Source organism: Pseudarthrobacter defluvii (assembly GCF_030816725.1).
Taxonomy (GTDB): domain Bacteria; phylum Actinomycetota; class Actinomycetes; order Actinomycetales; family Micrococcaceae; genus Arthrobacter; species Arthrobacter defluvii_A.
On record NZ_JAUSYG010000001.1, the window covers coordinates 3,626,342 to 3,645,402 of the forward strand.

Annotated in this window: 18 protein-coding genes, 1 tRNA gene and 1 riboswitch; of the genes, 9 read left to right on the plus strand and 10 right to left on the minus strand. The window is 64.6% G+C overall.

Annotation, left to right across the window (positions count from 1 at the left end; translation table 11 throughout):
• Window positions 1-394: 394 nt before the first annotated feature.
• A complete protein-coding gene (locus QF031_RS16825; protein ID WP_307430727.1) occupies window positions 395-1,261 on the minus strand; it encodes a winged helix-turn-helix domain-containing protein in 867 nt (288 codons plus the stop codon).
• A gap of 1,133 nt (window positions 1,262-2,394) precedes the next feature.
• On the opposite strand from QF031_RS16825, the gene QF031_RS16830 reads away from it, so the two are divergent.
• From QF031_RS16830 to QF031_RS16840, 3 genes are all read left to right on the plus strand, one after another.
• A complete protein-coding gene (locus QF031_RS16830; RefSeq protein WP_307430730.1) occupies window positions 2,395-3,135 on the plus strand; it encodes a response regulator transcription factor in 741 nt (246 codons plus the stop codon).
• Between the two features lie 12 nt (window positions 3,136-3,147).
• Window positions 3,148-4,626 (plus strand): sensor histidine kinase, encoded by a 1,479-nt coding sequence (locus QF031_RS16835; protein WP_307430733.1) that lies wholly within the window; start codon window positions 3,148-3,150, stop codon window positions 4,624-4,626.
• 179 nt (window positions 4,627-4,805) lie between these two features.
• Window positions 4,806-4,967, plus strand: a riboswitch (cyclic di-AMP (ydaO/yuaA leader).
• A 5-nt stretch (window positions 4,968-4,972) separates the two neighbouring features.
• Window positions 4,973-5,716 carry a hypothetical protein gene (locus QF031_RS16840; protein WP_307430735.1) on the plus strand — a complete coding sequence of 248 codons (744 nt, stop codon included), beginning with the start codon at window positions 4,973-4,975 and terminating at the stop codon, window positions 5,714-5,716.
• Between the two features lie 181 nt (window positions 5,717-5,897).
• Here QF031_RS16840 and QF031_RS16845 read toward each other — a convergent pair whose 3' ends face one another.
• The 3 genes from QF031_RS16845 to QF031_RS16855 are packed head-to-tail and all read right to left on the minus strand — an operon-like array spanning window position 5,898 to window position 7,843.
• On the minus strand, window positions 5,898-6,326 hold the full coding sequence (locus QF031_RS16845) for a glyoxalase superfamily protein (protein ID WP_307430737.1): 429 nt from the start codon (window positions 6,324-6,326) through the stop codon (window positions 5,898-5,900).
• A 44-nt stretch (window positions 6,327-6,370) separates the two neighbouring features.
• Complete coding sequence (gene upp / locus QF031_RS16850) at window positions 6,371-7,006, minus strand: uracil phosphoribosyltransferase (protein WP_043451999.1); 636 nt, start codon at window positions 7,004-7,006, stop codon at window positions 6,371-6,373.
• 12 nt (window positions 7,007-7,018) lie between these two features.
• Entirely contained in the window at window positions 7,019-7,843 is an 825-nt protein-coding gene (locus QF031_RS16855; RefSeq protein ID WP_307430740.1) for a phosphatase PAP2 family protein, read from the minus strand.
• Window positions 7,844-7,899: 56 nt separating this feature from the next.
• On the opposite strand from QF031_RS16855, the gene QF031_RS16860 reads away from it, so the two are divergent.
• Window positions 7,900-8,406, plus strand: coding sequence for a nucleoside deaminase (locus QF031_RS16860; protein WP_307430743.1), 507 nt, complete (start codon window positions 7,900-7,902; stop codon window positions 8,404-8,406).
• Between the two features lie 8 nt (window positions 8,407-8,414).
• On the opposite strand, the gene QF031_RS16865 is transcribed toward QF031_RS16860, so the two are convergent.
• From QF031_RS16865 to QF031_RS16880, 4 genes are all read right to left on the minus strand, one after another.
• On the minus strand, window positions 8,415-9,497 hold the full coding sequence (locus QF031_RS16865) for a glycosyltransferase family 4 protein (protein WP_307430746.1): 1,083 nt from the start codon (window positions 9,495-9,497) through the stop codon (window positions 8,415-8,417).
• A 2-nt stretch (window positions 9,498-9,499) separates the two neighbouring features.
• Window positions 9,500-9,895 (minus strand): 6-pyruvoyl trahydropterin synthase family protein, encoded by a 396-nt coding sequence (locus QF031_RS16870; protein ID WP_307430749.1) that lies wholly within the window; start codon window positions 9,893-9,895, stop codon window positions 9,500-9,502.
• Window positions 9,896-9,898: 3 nt separating this feature from the next.
• Window positions 9,899-10,927, minus strand: coding sequence for a zinc-dependent alcohol dehydrogenase (locus QF031_RS16875; RefSeq protein WP_307430752.1), 1,029 nt, complete (start codon window positions 10,925-10,927; stop codon window positions 9,899-9,901).
• Between the two features lie 178 nt (window positions 10,928-11,105).
• Window positions 11,106-12,596 (minus strand): HNH endonuclease signature motif containing protein, encoded by a 1,491-nt coding sequence (locus tag QF031_RS16880; RefSeq protein ID WP_307430755.1) that lies wholly within the window; start codon window positions 12,594-12,596, stop codon window positions 11,106-11,108.
• 187 nt (window positions 12,597-12,783) lie between these two features.
• Between QF031_RS16880 and QF031_RS16885 the strand changes: the two genes are divergently transcribed.
• Window positions 12,784-12,870: transfer RNA gene (locus QF031_RS16885), tRNA-Ser, on the plus strand.
• Between the two features lie 653 nt (window positions 12,871-13,523).
• Entirely contained in the window at window positions 13,524-13,943 is a 420-nt protein-coding gene (locus QF031_RS16890; RefSeq protein WP_307430758.1) for an ankyrin repeat domain-containing protein, read from the plus strand.
• A 224-nt stretch (window positions 13,944-14,167) separates the two neighbouring features.
• Here the strand turns inward: QF031_RS16890 and QF031_RS16895 are convergent, their stop codons facing one another.
• The gene (locus QF031_RS16895) at window positions 14,168-14,893 is read right to left on the minus strand and encodes a hypothetical protein (protein ID WP_307430761.1); all 726 of its coding nucleotides are present in this window, start codon (window positions 14,891-14,893) and stop codon (window positions 14,168-14,170) included.
• Window positions 14,894-15,554: 661 nt separating this feature from the next.
• Here QF031_RS16895 and QF031_RS16900 point away from each other — a divergent pair.
• Together QF031_RS16900 and QF031_RS16905 are read left to right on the plus strand one after the other, a co-directional pair.
• The gene (locus QF031_RS16900) at window positions 15,555-16,379 is read left to right on the plus strand and encodes a CPBP family intramembrane glutamic endopeptidase (RefSeq protein ID WP_307430763.1); all 825 of its coding nucleotides are present in this window, start codon (window positions 15,555-15,557) and stop codon (window positions 16,377-16,379) included.
• Window positions 16,380-16,553: 174 nt separating this feature from the next.
• The gene (locus tag QF031_RS16905; protein ID WP_307430766.1) at window positions 16,554-17,192 is read left to right on the plus strand and encodes a DUF998 domain-containing protein; all 639 of its coding nucleotides are present in this window, start codon (window positions 16,554-16,556) and stop codon (window positions 17,190-17,192) included.
• A 405-nt stretch (window positions 17,193-17,597) separates the two neighbouring features.
• On the opposite strand, the gene QF031_RS16910 is transcribed toward QF031_RS16905, so the two are convergent.
• Window positions 17,598-18,359, minus strand: a complete 762-nt coding sequence (locus QF031_RS16910; RefSeq protein WP_307430769.1) for a Pr6Pr family membrane protein — start codon at window positions 18,357-18,359, stop codon at window positions 17,598-17,600.
• A gap of 215 nt (window positions 18,360-18,574) precedes the next feature.
• Between QF031_RS16910 and QF031_RS16915 the strand changes: the two genes are divergently transcribed.
• Entirely contained in the window at window positions 18,575-19,006 is a 432-nt protein-coding gene (locus QF031_RS16915; protein ID WP_307433432.1) for a CPBP family intramembrane glutamic endopeptidase, read from the plus strand.
• Window positions 19,007-19,061 lie beyond the last annotated feature (55 nt).

Consider the following 19,061-nt stretch of genomic DNA (forward strand, 5'->3'; position numbering starts at 1 on the left):
AGCGCGAGACACCGCCGAGCGGGCAGAGACGACGTCACGCGGAGCACGTTTTCATGACCAGCCAACGACACAAGACCCGAGAAATCAGGGGGCAGCTATGGACAAGGCTCCCAAAGCAAGCCCACAGTGACGCAAGGACCAAGCAGCCGCGGAGGCACAGTGCTTGGAGAGGGCTGGGGATGCCAAAGGGGCATTTAGGCGAGGAGGTCGCCGTAGCGCAGCGAGGCATCCTGAGAGCGCCGTTGTTGCTGGGCCCACGCCGCCCGGGTTCCCTGGCCGAGCTTGCGAGGCGAGGGAGGCGGTGGGGCGGCACGAGCGCAGGCGCCGAAGGATGCCTCGCGAAAGCGAAGGCGGCCAGCTCCACGGGAACAGGTCGCCTTCGTGCGCCAGAGACTTAGATCGAGTACTCCGGAGCGGCCCAGACAACAACCTCCGGGTGCTCGTAGAACCGGTAGCCCTGGCCGCGGACGGTGCGGACGGTGTTGGCCAGGCGGCCCAGCTTGGAGCGGAGGCGGCGGATGTGGACGTCGATGGTGCGCTCGTTGGGCACTTCTTCGGCGTTGCGCCACAGTCCTTCGAGCAGTTCGTCGCGGCCCACGGTGCGGGTGCCGTTCTCGACGAGGTAGTTGAGGAGCTCGAATTCCTTGAAGGTGAGGTTGAGTGACTCACCGTCGAGGTGGACTTCGCGGCGGGCAAGGTCGATGAGGACCCCGGAAGGGCGCGGTTCCTGCTGCTGGGCGGGGCGGGGTGCCTCGGTGCGCTGGCGGGAATTGACGGTGGGGTCGCCGAAAGTGGAGCGGACGACGTCGAGCGCGGAACCGGGGGTGCCGGCTGGGGCTACTGCCACGGCTGCGTAGCTCTCGGCCCCCGACACCAGGGACTGGGCGTAGGCACGGATGTCCTGCGCGAGCTTGGCGATGGAGGTGCCGGCGGCGGCCGCGGTTTCCTCATCGATGCCCATGTAAAGGACAAACCCGCGGGCAACGTTTTCGTTGGCTACCGGCCGGACGGCGTTTGGCCCTGCCAGAACAGGGGTAGGGGCAGTGACGGGGGCGGGCTCAGCGGGATGCACTGCACGCAGCTGGCCGTAGGAGTTCGGGTTGTATCCCTGCGGGGCGAAACCCTGACCGGGGAAGCTGCTTCCGGATGCGGAGGGAGCGAGCGCCGGGCGGGGTCCGAAGCCGGGACGGAGGCCGGAGGGCTGGCCTGCCTTGGCGGCGTTACGGACAGAGATGTGGACGTATCCGGATGCAACTGACATGGAATGCTTTACCTCAATGTGAAATGGCCGTCTCGGCGGCTCGAATGCTGACTTCCCCGTTTTGCACAGAGCGGGGAGGGCGCCCGACGCTGGGCTAAGGGGCGAATGCCTAAAGAACTTCGGTGGGTGGGAAGGTCAGGCGTGCATTCGACAACAGCGCATGTCGGCAGCAGCGGATGTGCTGGGCCAATATTCTGCGGCTGCAGGTGCTGTTGAGTTCTTGTTCACATTGGAAGTGTGCAGCGTAACAATGCCAACTCGCAAGTAACAATGAACGGAATCGTCCACATGGTGAGACGAAACCGCGAATTGTGCCGCATGTCACTATTTCGGCAGCAGGATACTTTTCCGATTCCCATCCGGCGGAAGTGCCCTTTTTGTGGCCCAAGAGAAATAATGTTCGGCCAAGAGCCTTATTTTCGAACCGGGGCGAAATTCAACCGTTTGACGTGGAATTGCGGGGACCCAGGTGGGGCGTGTCCAGCGGACTTCCTGCCTCCGACGGATTTTCCGGCGTAGTTCCTCCTCCCCGGAGGAAGGATCCCGGTCTGGCCACCAGGACCCGCCGCCAAACCGTCAGGGCCTGTCATACCGGTTTGCCCTTCGGAACCGAACTGGCCGTTGGCACCTGCGCCCAGGCCGTTGCTGGCTGAAGCAGCGGCAGCCCCGTTTCCGGCGGCATAGGCGCCCGCACCGTCAGCCGCGGCAACGACCGCCGCCACTCCCCCTACCAGGAGGCCCTTCTTCGCCGTCCAGGTTCCTTTCCCGGGCCGTTGTGAAGCGTTTGGTGCGTACTGCTGCGGCAGGCCCCACCCCGTGCCGGCGGGCACCTGGCGTTGTGCCGGCGTCGTACCCCATCCTCCGGAGGGCGGGACGGCAACGGAAGCGTCCCGGCTGGATGCAGGCTCATGCTTTTCTCCTGGAGATAGAACTGCTGATGCTGTTGTCCCAACAGGCTCTGCCGCTTTACTGTGCGGTGGCTGTGGAGCAGGCCATGCCCGCCTGTGACCTGTGGTGCCGGTGGCGGCGCCCGCGGGCAGCTGCCGGAGGCCTCAGCTGGCTAGGCTGGAGTTCACAGCTGGAACACAGCAACGGCAAAGCATCGGCAAACCGACGGATCGGAGAGTTGTCCCATGGCATCCCCCCACCCCATGACCAACAACCTTCCGCAGCTCACCCACCCGGACGGTTCTCCCATCCGCGCGCTGGTGGTGGACGATGAACCCAGCCTGTCCGAACTGATGAGCATGGGTCTGCGCATGGCCGGCTGGTCCGTGGCGGTGGCCGGGGACGGGCCCACGGCCGTGAAGCTGGCGAAGGACTTCCACCCGGACGTCCTGGTGCTGGATGTCATGCTCCCCGGGTTCGACGGCGTGGAGCTGCTGGGCAGGATCCGCGCCTTTGCGCCGGAGGTACCTGCGCTCTTCCTGACGGCAAAGGACGCCGTACAGGACCGCATCGTGGGGCTGGCTGCCGGCGGGGACGACTACGTCACCAAGCCCTTCAGCATGGAGGAAGTCCTGCTGCGCCTCCACCGCCTGGTCCAGCGCTCCGGGGTGGCCGCCATGGACACCGCCGAACTGGTGGTGGGCGACCTGGTGCTCAACGTGGACACGCGGGAAGTCACCCGCGCCGGGGAGCAGATCCAGCTCACGGCCACCCAGTTCGAGCTGCTCCGCTACCTGATGGAAAACCCCAAGCGCGTGGTCAGCAAGGCACAGATCCTCGATCACGTCTGGGACTATGACTTCGGCGGCCAGGCGAACATCGTGGAACTGTACATTTCCTACCTCCGCAAGAAAATCGAAGCCAACCACCCGCCGATGATCCACACCGTGCGCGGGGCGGGTTACGTCATCAAGCCCGCAGACTAGCCAGCGAAAAGCATGTCATCGCTTTCCGGTGTCCCCCGGCCCGCAGGCCGGTCCTGGCTCAACCCCTCAACCTGGCACCTCCGCACCCGCCTGATCCTGCTCTCCATGGCGCTCCTGGTGGCGATCTCCGGGGCGATCGGCGTGGTCAGCTATGCCTCCATGGACGTGGTTCTCACCAACCAACTGGATGCGCAGTTGAAGCTGGCCTCCCGCGGCCGGCCGCCGGAAGGCAACCCGTCCGGCCGCCCAGATCCCCTGGACGCACGCGGGCAAAGCGTGGGAACACTGAATGCCCGGGTGGTGAACGAACAGATCAGCAGGGAGGCAGGTTTCCTTTCCTCTGATGCCACCCGCATCTCCCTGACATCCCGGGACGTTGCCACCCTGCTGGCCCTCCCCCATGACGGCGTGCCGGTGGACCGCGAACTGTCCAACGGCGACTACCGTCTGATGGCTACTGCTACCCCCTACGGCGATGTGGTCATTACCGGCCTGCCGCTGGCCACAAAACAAAGCACCGAGGCCTCCCTGGTGCTGACCATGGTGCTGGTCTCGCTGGGCGGCCTTGTCCTGATCGGGCTCGCCGGCACTGCCCTCATCCGCAGGACCATGCGGCCGCTCGAGCAGCTGTCCGACGTCGCCACCAAGGTTTCCAAGCTGCCCCTGGATGCCGGCGAGGTGGCGCTCGCAGTGCGCGTGCCACCATCTGCGGCGCACCCGACCACTGAGGTGGGCAGTGTAGGCCACGCCCTGAACCTGATGCTGGACAACGTCTCCAGCGCGCTTGAGGCCCGGCAACGCAGTGAGATGAAGGTGCGCCAGTTTGTTGCTGACGCCTCCCACGAACTTCGAACGCCGCTGACCGCTATCCGCGGCTACACCGAGCTGATGCGCATGACCGAACACCTCACCGAGGACGGGCAAAAGTCGCTGGGCCGCGTCCAGAGCCAGTCGGAACGGATGACAGCCCTGGTGGAGGACCTCCTGCTGCTGGCCCGGCTGGACGAGGGCAAGGCAACTGAAACCACCGATGTGGACCTGACCCAGCTGGTCATCGAAACGGTCAGCGACGAAAAGGTCATGGCACCGGGCCACACCTGGCAGTTGACGTTGCCCGACGAACCCGTCATTGTGCGTGGGGACACCACCCAGCTGCACCAGGTGCTGGCCAACCTGCTCTCCAACGCCCGGAAACACACACCGGCAGGCACCACCGTAACCACAGGCGTGATGCGTTCCGCCGACGGGAGCGTGGTGGTCACGGTCACCGACGATGGCCCGGGTATTCCCGCCGAATTCCAAGGCAGCATTTTTTCCCGCTTCACCCGGGCAGATACCGCCCGCTCCGGCTGGGAAGGATCATCAGGGCTGGGCCTGTCCATCGTGGAATCCATCGTGGCGGCCCATGGCGGCACCGTGGAACTGGTCTCCCGGCCCGGCAGGACCGAGTTCGCCGTGCGCCTGCCCGCGGCCGGGCCGGCCAGGGCCTAGTACCTGGCAGCAACAATCCGGCGGCGCCACTCGGTAACGGAGAACCCGCGGAGCACCGCAAATCGACGCGCTGAATATCGTGACTTCCGTTACCTAAATGTGACTTTGGCGCGCTCTTCCTGTACCGTCGATTGGGTGCGGCTCCCGTTCGGGCCGCATATCCCGGGTTGACGCCAAGCTCTGCCGCTTCCCCGGATTCCGATTGAGCAACGGCAGAGGCGGGGGACCCATCGTCCCGGGCGAATGAACGCCCTTGGGGTTAAGCCAGTACGTGATCTTTCCGTGCGGCCGGATGCCCTCATCCGAACCCGACAGCTAACTCCGCAGGTGTGAGAGGCGATCCATCATGTCTAAAAACACTGCAGAAGCATGCCCGCAGGCCAACGCTAAACATCGGGCGAAGCAGCAACCGGCCAAAAAGCCGGCAAAGAAGACCACTCTTGGCCAGCGTGCCGGCATCCTTGCAGCGTCCTGCGCGGTGCTGGTAGGGGTAGGCGCGGCGGGCCAGGCCACCAGCAGCATGACCCCGGTGTCATCCACCGAGTCAAACTCTTCCACGGCAGCGGCCGACGCCCAAATGAGCATCGAGAAAAGCGAAGTCCGCTCCAACCCGGCAGCGAGCCCCGCTCCTGCCGCGATCAGCATAGAGCCGCAGGCCGCGGAACCGGCTCCCGCACCGGCACCGGCAGCCCCCGCGGCAGAAGCACCGGCCCCGGCACCCGCACCGGCCCCTGAGCCCGCTCCCGCTCCCGCACCTGAGCCGGCCCCCGCCGTCGCAGTCAACGATCCCGCCGGCGCCCAGGCCTACGCCGCCGGCCAGCTGGCCACGTTCGGATGGGGACCCGACCAGATGCAGTGCCTGCAAACCCTGTGGACCAAGGAATCCGACTGGACCACGACGGCCACCAATGCCAGCAGCGGGGCGTACGGCATCGTCCAGTCCCTGCCCGCCGAGAAGATGGCAAGTGCCGGCGCGGACTACCTGACCAACTACCGCACGCAGATCAACTGGGGCCTGGACTACATCCAGAAGAGCTACCAGTCGCCGTGCGGTGCCCTGAACTTCCACCTGGCGCACAACTGGTACTAAACACCTCTCCCCCGCCGGCCGAACCCCTAAACGGGAACCTCCTGCTGAGCCTCCCCGGCTTTGAGGGCGGCTGGCGGCGTATTCCCGGCCACCCGCCGTCGTACGCTTTGGCCAGGGGGCAAACGGGAATTCCAGCGACAAACGCGGGCCGCATCACCACGATGCGGCCCGCGGTTTGTTTTTAACCGTTGCCCTGCCCTGTGGCGTCCTGCCCGGCGCCCTGCCCGGCGCCCTGCCCCGTGTTCCGCCACGGGATGTACTGCACGGCCCACTTGTTCCCGTCCGGATCCGCGAAGTACACAAAATGGCCCCAAGGCAGCACTTCGATATCACTGACGTCCACACCGTTGTTCTTGAGGTGGTCGTGCGCTTTTTGGATATCGTCGACCACCATCTGAAGAGTGGTCCCCGTGCCGGGAGGGGCGTCCAAAAGCCCCTCGCCCATACAGATGGAGCAGGCCGAGCCCGGCGGGGTCAGCTGCACAAAGCGGACATCGTCCGAAGGCCGCTCGTCGTAATCCGCATTGAAGCCCACCTTGTTGACATAAAAGTCCTTGGCACGGTCAACGTCGGACACGGGGACAAAAACAAGTTCCAGCTTCCAGTCCATCCGGACAGGCTAGCGGCGGGACGCCGATTGAAAAAGGGTGAAAACTACCCTGCGATCCCGTAAAGCCGGTCGCCAGCGTCGCCCAGGCCAGGCACAATGTAGGACTTCTCGTTGAGCTTCTCGTCGATCGAAGCCAGGACGATGTGCACGTTCGCGCCGGACAGCTCCTCTTCAAGCCTGGCCAGGCCCTCGGGGGCGGCCAGCAGGCAGATGCAGGTGACGTCGGAGGCGCCGCGCTTGAACAGGAACTTGATGGCCTCACGCAGGGTGCCACCGGTGGCCAGCATGGGATCCAGCACGAAGACCTGGCGCCCGGTCAGGTCCTCCGGCAGGCGCTCGGCGTAAGTGATGATGTCCAGCGTTTCCTCATCACGCGCCATGCCCAGGAAGCCAACCTCGGCCGTGGGGACCAGTTTGGTCATGCCCTCCAGCATCCCCAGGCCGGCACGCAGGATGGGAACCACCAGCGGCGTGGGCTTGGTGAATGCGGTGCCAATGGTGGTGCTGACGGGCGTCTCGATGGTGACAGGCTCGGTTCGGACTTCCCGGGTGGCTTCGTAGGCCAGCAGGGTCACCAGCTCTTCCGTCAGCTGGCGGAAAACCGGCGACGGCGTGTTCTTGTCCCGGAGGACAGTGAGCTTGTGGGCGACCAAGGGGTGGTCAACAACGAGAGTGCGCATCCCCCAAAACTATCACCCGGCGGTGTCCTTGCCCCGGCTGCCGTGGGCGCCCTCTTTGCCGGCGTCGCCGCCGTCGTGCACGGATTCGAGGACGACGTCCCGCACAACGGGACGGTCGAACGTGGGGGCCGGGCCCGCATGCTGCCTGCGCCTGCTCAGGTGGAATAAGCGGTGCGCCAAAATGACGATCGCCACCCAGGCCAGACCAAGAGTCCACCCCGCCATGACATCGGTCAGCCAGTGGTGGCCCAAGAAGACCCTGCTCAGCCCCATGGCGATGATGAAGATCACCCCGGCCGTGATTGCCGTGACCCTTACCCAGAGCATGTGGAACTGGAGGCAAAGGACGTACAGGAGGACGCTGATCACCACGGTGGTATTGAGCGTATGACCACTGGGGAATGACGGCGAATCCTCGTAAGGCGGCACCGCGTCTGCGTGATCAGGCCGGGTCCTGCCCACCAGTTTCTTGCCAAAGGTGGTGGCCAGGATGGAGACCGTGGCCGCGCCGCCCACCAGGATGATGGGCCGCCACGTCCGGCTCAGGAACGTCAGCCAGGCGGTGAGGATGCTGGCGAGGATGGGCATCCCGATGCCGCCACCGATGTTGGTGAACCCTGTGGCAAAGGCATCGAGGCCGGGGTTTCGCAGCGACTCCGCGTAGTTGAGGGCAGGAACATCGAGGTTCGCCAGCCCGTCCTTGCCCACCACATCGTCATAAACCTCGGCGCCGGCCAGCGCCATCATGACCACCACGGTTCCGCCGATAATCAAGGTCAGCCAGAGGGCTGCATAGGGTTTGAACCATCTGTCCAGGCGGTCGTGGAGCCTGCTCATCATGCCTCCCGGGAAAAGAACGCAAGCTTAGTATCCCTCGAAACTATCATTGAGCCATGCCCTTGCCGGAGAAGAATCACAATGCCTGGATGGGCCTTGCCCTGGCTGAGGCACGGCGGGCCCTCGCCACGGAGGACGTGCCGATTGGCGCCGTGGTGATAGGGCCCGACGGCGATGTGCTGGGTTACGGACGGAACCAACGGGAAGAGCTGGGTGACCCCACGGCCCACGCCGAGGTGGTGGCCATCAGGGAAGCGGCCGGACGGCTGCAGGAAAGGGCGCGGCTGGGCGGCGGCCGGGACGACGGCTGGCGGTTGTCCGACTGTACTTTGGTGGTCACCTTGGAACCGTGCGCCATGTGCGCGGGCGCGATTGTCCTGGCGCGGATCCCCCGGGTGGTGTTCGGAGCTTGGGATGAGAAGGCGGGTGCTGCGGGGTCAGTGTTCGACATCCTTCGCGAACGCCGGCTAAACCACTGGGTTGAGGTGTACCCCGGGGTCCGCGAGGAAGAGTGCGCACTGCTGCTGCGGGAGTTTTTTGCTTGGCACCGGAGCGCTCTCTAGCCGTTCGTTCAGTCTTGCCCCGCTATCAGGGCCAGCATCCGCCCGGCGGTGCTGTCCCAGCCCGGCAACCTGGTCCGCGCTTCCATCGCCGCTGCCTGCCAGGCGTGCCGGAGTTGTTGGTCCGTCAGCCAGTGGCGCAGGGTGGCGGCCAGCCGGTCCGGACTCTCACTTGCGCCGGCGGGTAGTGGCAGCGCTGCCCCCGGGAGGCGCGGCCCGCCGTCGTTCGCTGCCACCCCGGCCATCCCAAGCGCTTCCACTGCCCCCGTGCCCTCGCGGACCACCACTGGGATTCCATGGGCCAGCGACTCGGTGACGGCCATTCCGAAAGCCTCGATTCGGGATACCAGCAACGTCAGGTCAGTGCGCGCCCATTCTGCTTCGAGAGCCGCTCCCGTGAGCTCACCCAGAATCCGCACCCGGTTCTGCAGTCCCTTGGCCGCGATGGCAGCCCCGACCTCCTGCGCGTAGTCCAGGTCCGCCTGGTCAGACCCCACGAACGACGCAGTCCACTCAAGGTCCTGGATCCGGGCCAGCGCCTCGACGGTCAGCACCTGGTCCTTGTTGGGCAGCAGGGCGGCGACGACGGCCAGGTGGGGAGGCGTGGAGCCGGAGGCCCGGGGAGCAGGATCAACTCCAGGAAGAACAACCTCGGCCTGCGGAAGTCCCCGCTTCGCCAGCACGGACGCCGCAGAGGAACTGGTACAGATCACCCCGGTCGCTGCGCGAAGGGCCCTGGCCTCCTTTTTCAGGGCAGCCGTCCCGAAACTTTCCGGCACGGGCATATGCACCAGGACCCATACTTTCCGCCCCGCCTTTGCCGCAAACTCGAGCTCATCCGGGGCGCCAACCGCTACCAGCCCGTCCACGATGGCCACTGCCCGCCCGGGATCCGCTTCAGGTTCCCATGCTCCCAGCAGGGTGCCCAGCCGGCGTCGTTCCTTGGCGCTGGCCTCCGGCCAGCTTCCCTCGACGCTGATGACGTCTACCCGTGTACCGAGGGCCTGCAGGCCGGCTACCAGGCGCGCGTTGTAAACGTTGCCGCCTGAGCTGTGGCGGATATTGCCGGGAACGAGCAGCCGCACAGGGCGCACGGTTAGGCTGCGAGATCCAGGGAGTAGGTGGCCCACGCGTCCGGATTTTCGCGCAGGGTGACGTCAATTCCTGCCAGCTCACGGCCGTCGTCGCTGTCCCTGATCTTGGCAGCAACTTTCTGGGCGACGTATTCGGCGAGTGCCTCCGTGGTGGTCAACTGGCCTTCGAAGTCCGGGTGCTCGTCCAGGTTTTGGTAGTTCAGGCCGCCCAGCACGTCCTCGATGATGGTCCCGGCGGCGCCGATGTCCAGGACGATCGCGTCGGCGTTGAGCGCACGACGGCGGAAGGTCACCTCGGCGACAAAGGTTGCGCCGTGCAGGCCCTGGGCGGGCCCGAACGCCTCACGCGGAAGGCTGTGGGCGATCATGAAGTGGCGGCGGACGGTCAGGCTGAACATGGGTTACCTCAAGTTCTGGTAGTTGTCGGTGGCTGGGGTGGATGCAGGGTACTCAACGACGTGGCACAGGGCTTCGAGAGTGCCGTCGGCCAGGCTTTGCACCACATCCGGCAGGTCCTCGAAGCGTGACGACCCGGTCAGGAACGCATCGAAAACCGGGTCCTTGAGCAGCGATACGGCAAGGTCCAGGCGGTCGGCGTTGGTACGGCGGTGGCGCCGGGAACGAGCCACCATGCCGACCTGGCTGGCCCTGATGGACAGCCGCCTCGCGTGGAAGTCCTCCCCCAGCGGCACGGTGACCTCCCGGTTGGCATACCAGGACATCTCGATGACGTCCCCTTCATCGCCGAGGAGCTGCAGGCTGCGTTCCAGGCCCTCCTGGGAGGCCGAGCAGTGGAAAACGATGTCGCAGTCCGCCAGGGCGTCATCCGGTTGCGCGAAGTCCACGCCAAGCGTGTCCGCGAGCTGCTTCCTTCCGGGGTCAAGGTCCACCAGTTGCAGGCGCTGGAGCGGAAAGGTACGGAGCAAGGTGGCCACCATGCCGCCCACCAGCCCCGCACCGACGACCGCCACCCGGTCCCCCAGCCGCGGCCCGGCCTCCCACAGGGCGTTGACTGCCGTTTCGACCGTGCCCGTGAGGACCGCGCGCCGAGAAGGGACCTCGTCGGGGATCCTGGTCAAGGATTCGACGGGAACTACGTAGCGGTCCTGATGCGGGTTCAGGCAGAAGACGCGTTGGCCTTTCCACCCTTCGGGCCCTTCCTCCACGACACCGACAGAGAGGTAACCGAACTTCACCGGTCCCGGAAATTCCCCCTCCTGGCGCGGGGCGCGCATTTCTTCTGCAACCCGCGGCGGAACGGCCCCTGCGTGGACCACCATTTCGGTGCCTTTGCTGATGCCCGAATACAGGGCACGGACTAGCGCCTCACCCGGTCCGGGAGCGGGCACTTCTTCGGCCCTCAGCTCGCCGTGCTCCTTGGCAGTGGTCCAGTATGCGGTTGCGTGGATGGGAGTTTCTGAGTTTGTCATCTTGCTGATGAATCTAGCCGGACGCGCATGAACGGGGAAAGTCCGACGGCGGGTGTCGGGTTTTCTGGGGCGCTTGCCCTTGGGCACGTGCGGGATGAACGCGCATGGGGTGAGCACGTAAAGGATACGCACGTGGGATGAAGTGCGATGCAGCCGGCGGTGAATTCCCCCATACAGCTCAGGCCGAGGGCGGGTGGAGAATGCGGTCAAGGCAAGCTTCTCCGGGCGAGAGGCCAACACTGACCAAATCCGGGAAACCGAAGGTTGCCCTTTCCATCGGCTTCAGTTGCGGCACCAAGTGCTCGGGCCAGCGTGGTGGTTCCCAGTCCTGGTGTTCGCTTTGGTAGTGCCGGCCGGTGGGTGAGGTCCAGCCGGGTGGTTCGTTTTTGGTGGCCGGGGTGGGTTGCCAGCCGGTGCTGTGCCGGAGTTTGTGGTGTTTCGGGCAGGGCTGACCCAGGTTGGCGATCCCGGTGGTGCCGCCCTTGGCCCAGGCGAGGATGTGGTCGGCGTCGTTGTCCAGCGAGTTGTTGCTGCAGCCCGGGAACGGGCACTTGCCGTCCCGCATCCGAAGCCAGGCCCGCATCGCGCCGGTCACCCGGTAGCCCGTCCGGCCGATTTCCAGCGGCGCCCCGTCCCGCGGATCCACCAAGACCCGGTAAAACGAGTCGGCACCGTTCGCGACCAGGTCCCTGGCCATCGACGGCGGGATGGGGCCGTACCCGTCCAGCATCGCCGGCTCATCGGTCATACCCATCAGGGAGAACACCGGGACCGTGACCAACACCTGCGCCCGGATCGGCGACGACGGTAAACCCGCTCCTTCCACGACCCCCGCTGCGGTATGTCTGTCGTCCGTGGCACCGCTGCCAAGAATCGCGTCGGCGAAGTTGTCGGCCCGCAACTGCGGCATGCCGCGGCGCTCCTCCGGTCCCTGCATGGCACGCGAGATAGCCGTAAGCCGGTTCCACCCGGCCAGGGCCTGAGCAGCGGGCAGGCACGCTGACAGCCAGGCCATCCCGTCCTGGTCCGCCCGGAACTCCACCCGCCGGTCCGCCACCCCCTTCGCATGCCGCTTCTCAATGCTCTCCGCATGGTGGCGTTCCCGCCACGTCCTGGCCTTGGCCCGAAACCGATGCGCAGGCATCTCACCGGCAGGGCACCCCCGCGCCGGGTCAGATGCATCAGGATCCAGGAAATGCCCCTCCAACGCCGACGCCCCCACAGCATCGAGGCTGGCGGCCTCATCCACCATCGCCACCGCGTGCTGCCACGACAGGACACCTGCCTGCAAAGATTCAAGCGTCCGAGGCAACGTCGACCTCAGAGCATAGGAGGTCGACAGGAACGAGGAAGCGGCCCGCGGCCCAAGCGCCAAAACGCACCCAATCTCCGCCGCTACCGCCATCTCCTGCGCCCGCACAGGAACATCAGGCCCCGCAACTGCCCAGGCACTGTCCGCGAACTTCACCGCGGCTTTGGCCTTCACCGCAGCAACCCCAGCCTCCACCTCCCGGGAACCGGCAAGAATGTCCAGGCAGCCATCCGCCAGGCCAGCCAATGGATCAGCCTGAGAGAACGGCTCCGAACCGGCCCCGTCCACCTCCGCATTAAGCACAGCAAGGGCAGCCTTGATGTCCTCAAAGGCCCTCACCACCGCCTGTGTTCCCATGTACTAATCATCAGGGGAGGGTCTGACATTCACGCCAGACGGCAGTCGACGGTCACCAAAGGTCTCCCGCGCTGCCGTCACCTTTCCCTTGCGCTTGCGGACTCATCGCCATACTCGGGCCACCTGCTGCGAGCGGTGCCCACACGTTTTGGGGATGCAGGCCTTGCTCCGGTACCCTATTGAGGTTGGTGACGTGTCCGAGCGGCCGAAGGTGCAACACTCGAAATGTTGTTTGGTGTAAAAGCCAACGTGGGTTCAAATCCCACCGTCACCGCTGATGAGGAAGGCTCTGATTCCCCTAGAACTAAGGGAATCAGAGCCTTTTTCTTTCCCTGAATCGGCCTGGCGGTAACCCAGCAGTAACAGAATTTCTTAAGTGCTCCTTTTGGAAACACAACACGGAAGCTCCTCTCGTCCCTCCGCTCCCCTTCATTTCTTCCGTATCCACCGGATCAAACGTGGGCATCGACACCAGGCACGTGGACCGGAAGAAGTTGTCGACGGGTTGAAGTGTGGAGTTCCGGCGAACGCGTTGCGGACTATTGACCTTTCCGCATGCAGCGGCCAGAGACCGTAGGACGTTACTTCCGCTGCCAGCCGAATCATCGACTAAAGCACCATCATGGGCGCGTCCTTGGCCTTCTCGTTCCCCGCCGTCGTATATTCCCCTTCAGCCCAAGGACCAGTAGCCAGTTGGAGCAGGGCGACATTATTGCTGTTCCCACCGGGGAAGTCCGCTGGGCCTGTCTTCAAGTGGTTGACCTCAAAAGCCAAGGAGTCGGCGACCTTCGCATCGAACTACCGGGACTTTGCGGTGGGCGCTAAGCACTTTGTGTGGGGATGGAAGACGTCAATTCGCCGGGCCACGGCGGCGGCAACTGCCGCCATTTGACCGAATGGACCAGCTAAAGAATCGGTTATGGTGCGGTGTCCCTAGCACCAGGAATTGAGGTACCCGTGGATCCCGCCGGCCGGTCCCCGCTCCACTGCTCAGCACTCACAAATGACGCGGATGAGGTGAGGCGGCTGACAGCCGAGGGTGAGTCCGTAGACTCAGCCGACAGGCAGGGATTCACTCCGCTGCATCTCACGTCCCAGGAACACGCCCTGGGAGCTGCTGCGGCAATGCATGACCTTGGCGCGACGGTCGACCAGGTCAACTCCTTCGGCAATACACCGTTGTTTGTTGCTGTCTTCAACTCAAGCGGCCGGCCCTGGATGATCGATCTGCTGCCTTCCCGCGGTGCAGATCCGCTGCATTCAAACCAGTCAGGGCAGACCCCTGCGGGACTGGCCAGGCTGATCGGCAACTATGACGTGGCGCAGTACTTCGACGATGTCCCCTGATCCGCCGGAGCTGGCAACACCGTGAAGGGTCAGCTCGCCTACGCGGGTCCAGTGGACACCATCTCTACGGCGCGAGACGCTTCAGTCGTGCAAGGGTCTGGTGTTCCGCGTGAACGACGCGAACTGTCTTGTGCCGGGGGAACACAGGCCCTCGATCAGCGAGACCGAGCGCCCGGCGTGCAGCCTCTACCGCCATTTCCCGGTCTCGGGTCTTTTCTGCAAGCTCAATCACTGCCAGGTTTCACCGGAAGGGGGCGCTGGGGAATGGAACTCGCACCGCCTCTGGCCATTGGATCAGGCGCTGGCGGGTCCTCTGTGTGCCAGTAGCTTGTATAACGCGGCGACCGGCTTCTCTTCCGGCCGGCAGTGAAATCAGTGTCTACAGCGTGGACCAGTTCCGGGAGTTGCCATCTGCTGACGTCTTCCGGGCTCTGCTGCTTCGACCAGGCCCGTAGCCGCTCCCTGACCGGTTCTGTTGCCTTTTCCACGATGTCTTCCATGACCGAGATCAGGCTGTGTAATTGCTCGGCAATGACGCGGGGCATCGGCTGAACAAGGGATACTCCGATAACGTTCACGACCTGTCCTTCTGTATCCAAAACAGCAACCGGCACCGGCATAGTCAAATCAGACTGTGAATGCGCAACTGTGGTGTTGCGATACTTCCTGACCAGATTGTGGACCGGCACCAGCGCGACGGGCACAGCTGGAATTCCCGGCATTTCATCCAGACGCTCACGGACCTTGGAGAGGATGAACGGGCGGATGTAGGCCGTGACGGCATGTGACGTCAGCGGCCCCCGGAGTGGAGACTCTTCACCAGCCTCCAAGGCCTGCGCCAGGGTGTGGGAAGCCTCGGAAAGGTCGCTGGCATAACTGGTGAGGTCCACCAGCAGCTTTGTGTCGTCCATGTCGGGCAGAACCGCATAACCCGGTTGTTCCGGCTTCACTGTAGCCGTCTTTATGCGATGGGATGTTGTTTCGCTGCCAGGACGGCGAGGTCGTGGATGAGTCCCTGCACCTCGCGTTCACGGCCTTGGGAAGAAAAGAGAAGGACGGTCGCGGGGCTGGCAGAAGGATCAGCGGTAGGCCTTGGTTTTGGGGCAGGCAGCACCGAACCCGGCTCTTTGGTTCCAAACGGATGACTAAATGTAACTGTCTCCATCAGAAAAGCCCCTCAGCGTTTGTACTTTGACTTTGTTTACCACGAATTTGTTCAGGCGGCAGGTCTTGTTAGCGACTGTGGGAAGGAACTTCCGCCCGGGTGCGGGCCACCGGCGAACGGTGTGGGATGGTTTCGCTTCCCCGCTGCACCAGCCACTGGGGGGCTTGCCGATAGATGGACGCTAATGTCCTGGCTGTTGCCCGGGTTCGGTCCAGTGTCTGGTCCTGCCGCCGTTGCGTCATGCAGATGATGCGGATTCACGGCGAGGAAGTGGAGGTCGGGATCAAGGCCCGGCCGCGCCCCGTCCTCGGATGGTGGTGTTGGGGCCCTTGGGCTCTGGCGGGCAGCTGCCCTGCCCGTGAGTCTGTTAGTGACTACAAAGAAGGGCAACAGCCATGGAGGCAAGGGAACATCGGTCTGTTCGTGCTTTCATCCAGAGGCATACGGTGATCACCTTCTATGTTCTGGTGTTGGTTTTTCTCATCTTCACCGCCGGTCCCGTTGCCTTGCTGGGCAGCGGGGCCGGCGGTGAGGCGGCCTCTGCTGCGGAGATGGGGCCGGTCATGTACGTGACCGCCGTCCTGGCTGGTCCCTTATGCTACGCCTTGGCCGCCGTCGTGGTGATCGCCCTCGCCTCTGGCCGGGCGGGCCTGAGCGACCTACGAGCGCGGTCGATGCGGTGGCGGGTGGGCATTCGCTGGTACGCGGTCGCACTGCTAACCGCCCCGCTCTTGCAGGCGGCGATCCTCTTTGCGTTTTTGCTTACCTCAAAGGCCTTCCTCCCCGACATCGCCACCGCGGAGGACAGGGCGAGCTTGCTGATCGCCGCTCTCGTGGCTGGGCTGGTCGCCGGCTTCTTCGAAGAGCTCGGCTGGACAGGGTTCGCTACTCCCGAACACCGCAAGCGGCACAGTTTGTTGGCCACCGGGCTCCTTGTGGGCCTGCCATGGTGCCTGCTGCACTCACCGATCTACCTGGCAACCGACAGTGGCGCTATCCCGATGGCGCTCTACGTGCCCGTAATGGCCTTCTCCGTGCTGTTGCCCTACCGGGTACTCATGGTGTGGGTCTACGACCATACCCAGAGCGTGCTCATGGCGATGCTCATGCACCTGCCGATCAGCGCCAGTGCGTTTCTCCTCGGCTCTGCGGCGATGGTAGGACTACCGGACCTGATCTTCAACCTCGTCTTCGGTGCCACCCTGTGGGTCCTCGTGGCCGCGACTCTGGCGGCCGACCGACCGCAGAAGACGCTTGCGATCCAAACCTGAAGGCCTCGGAACAGCAGCGAGGTACAGCAGGAAGCCGTAGTGCTTCACGTTGTGCCAAGTGCACGGGAGAAGACAGATAGCCGGTCATCCCGAGGAAAAGATGGAAGGTAAAACAGGTCCAGCTCAATTCATTACCCGCTGCGGGCGACCAGTCTCCGACCCGCGCTGCTGCCGTTGAGCGGCATTGCAGCCTCATTGCTCTACGCAACCATGATCTGGCTGATCCGATACCCCGGGTACGACCCGATGTCACAGACGGTCAGTGAACTCTCGGCATGGGATGTCTCCACCAGGACCGTCTGGGTATGGCTGGGCTTGCTGTGGAGTGCCCTGCTGGCGGCATTCGCGGCCGGCGTCTGGCGGTCCGGGAGCCGACGGCGGTCGCTTCGCGTAACCGGTATCCTCCTCGGCGCCTACGTGCTGGCCGGACTGGCCTACCCGTTCGCCTCGATGCACACCCGCGAAGTACTGGCCGCCGGCGGCGCCACAGCAGCCGACACAGCGCATTTGATCATTGTGTCGGTGACCAGTGCGCTGATGCTGGCGGCGATGGTTTCGTCGGCAGTTGCGTTCGGTCTCTGGTTCCGCCTGTACACCGCCGCCACCATCCTGCTGCTCATCGGTTTCGGCCTGCTCACCGCCGGGGACGCCTCGGCTGTGCAGACGAACCTGCCCACGCCCTGGACGGGGCTCTGTGAACGCGTCAACATCCTGGTGACCCTTGCATGGGTCGCTGTGCTCGCGCTGCTGCTGATCCATCGGTTGATGCAGAGTGACCTGAGCGTGGCGGACCAACGCAACAAGGCACGGTGAAGAGGACCAGGGCTCTGCCAAACGCCCGAGTTCGCGGGCGATGGACAGCGGAGGACTCATGATCCTAAAGGGATCCCATGGATCAATAATCGTCAGTGATCGCCGAACTGGTGTAGTCGACGATGACGCAGCCACGGTCAGGTCAGCAGAACCCGAAAGAAACGATCGCGGGTAAGCCCGAACGCAGCGATGAAAGCACCTGGTGTTCGTGGGGCACGATCGGCGACGGAAGGTCATCCGGGGGGAACCAGGCCAGGTCGGAGGCTTCCCCTCCTGCTTGTATCTCTCTGGGGTGTGTTGGTGTGGAGATGGCCCTGTTCTGACCGCGCGCGACCATGGGGGACACGGCCGTGACCGGCGCATCGCTCCCGGGCCTAAGGGGCATCGGTCCGCCCGGTTCCGCCTCTAGCCGGCTGTGACTGCCGGCTGGGCAGCGGTTTCCTTTCCGGGGCCGCGGGCGAGACGCACCCGGGTATTGCCGGCGAGGTGCACGAGTATGCCGACCACGAGAAACGCGGCGAGTACCAGGGCGCTGGTGGCGATGACTGCCGGCCAGCCGCCGTCGAGCCCCGGGTTGAGGAAGTCGTAGGGGTACCAGCCGTCGAGGGCACCGCGCACCCAGGAGAAGATCAGGAACACCGCCGGGTAACAAAGCCAGACGAGGGGCCGCCGCCACGGGCCTCGGACGGTGCGCGTGACGAGGAGCCAGTCGAGCCCCGCGACCAGCGGTGCGATGCGGTGGGTGACCATCCAGGGCCAGTACATGTCCAGCGTCCACCACGGTTCGTCAGGCGGGGCCACGAGCACCACATAGATGATGCCCGTCATCGCCAGGTAGAACGCGAGGGCGCCGAAGAGGTGATCCCACCAGTGTGGTAGCCGCGCGCGTGGCCGCGCGGCGGACACAAGGAACACGAGCCCGAGGACGAGGTTTGACTGGAACGTGAACTGGGAGATGAGCTGGGGGATGTCGACGGAGTTGCCGGGCTGGGTCGCGTCGTATAGCTCCTGGCCGAGGGCCGCGAGCATGGCAAGTCCGGCGCCGCCGCGTACTAGACGGATCCAGAGACGGTCTGGGTGCAGCGCCCGGTTGGCGCCCACGTTGCGTTGAACCGGAGGACTCAGCGTCAGTACGTCGCTCATGGCATCAGCGTAGTGTTGCGCCAAGCCGGGCCCCAGGGTCAAAAGGACCGGGTTGCCAGCGACCGCCGCGTCACCCACGAGTCGTGTCAGGAAACACCAGGCTTCAGCTGGTGCCGTGACACCCTCCCCAACTCCCACGGGCTGGCTCAGAAATCGATGCCTTTGACCAAGGTGACGAACTGTTCCTTGACCTGCTCTTCGGTAGGCCCTCCGGTAAAATCAGGATCTGTGCGGTGAAGATGGCCAGGTTCTGGCTCGTCCTCACCCGCTTTCCCGATGGGAAGGCGGGACTTCGCGGGCTGGGAGCCAGCCTCTGCCGATGGCGGGTGGTTCCACCTGTCATGGCCGCGACAGCCGCGGCAGTCGCCGCCATCTTCCCGCCATACTCCGGTGGCGTGCCGACAGCGGACGAGGTGCTGATCCTTCTTTTAGCCGGGATAGCCGTGGGTCTCATGGTCGGAATGCTGGAAGAGCTGGGCTGGACCGGCTTCGCACTGCCTCGCCTGCGCCGACGGCACGGCGTTGTTTCCACTGGATCGACCATGGCCTTGCTCTGGGGTGCCTGGCACTACCCCATGTTCGCCGACAGCACTGATCCTTCAGGAGCCATGCCCGCCGCGCTCATTGTGGCCGTATTCCTGTTTGCGTGGCTGCCCGCTTACCGGTGCTGATGGTTTGGGTTTACGACCGGACCGGGAGCCTGCCCCTGGCGATGCTGATGCACGC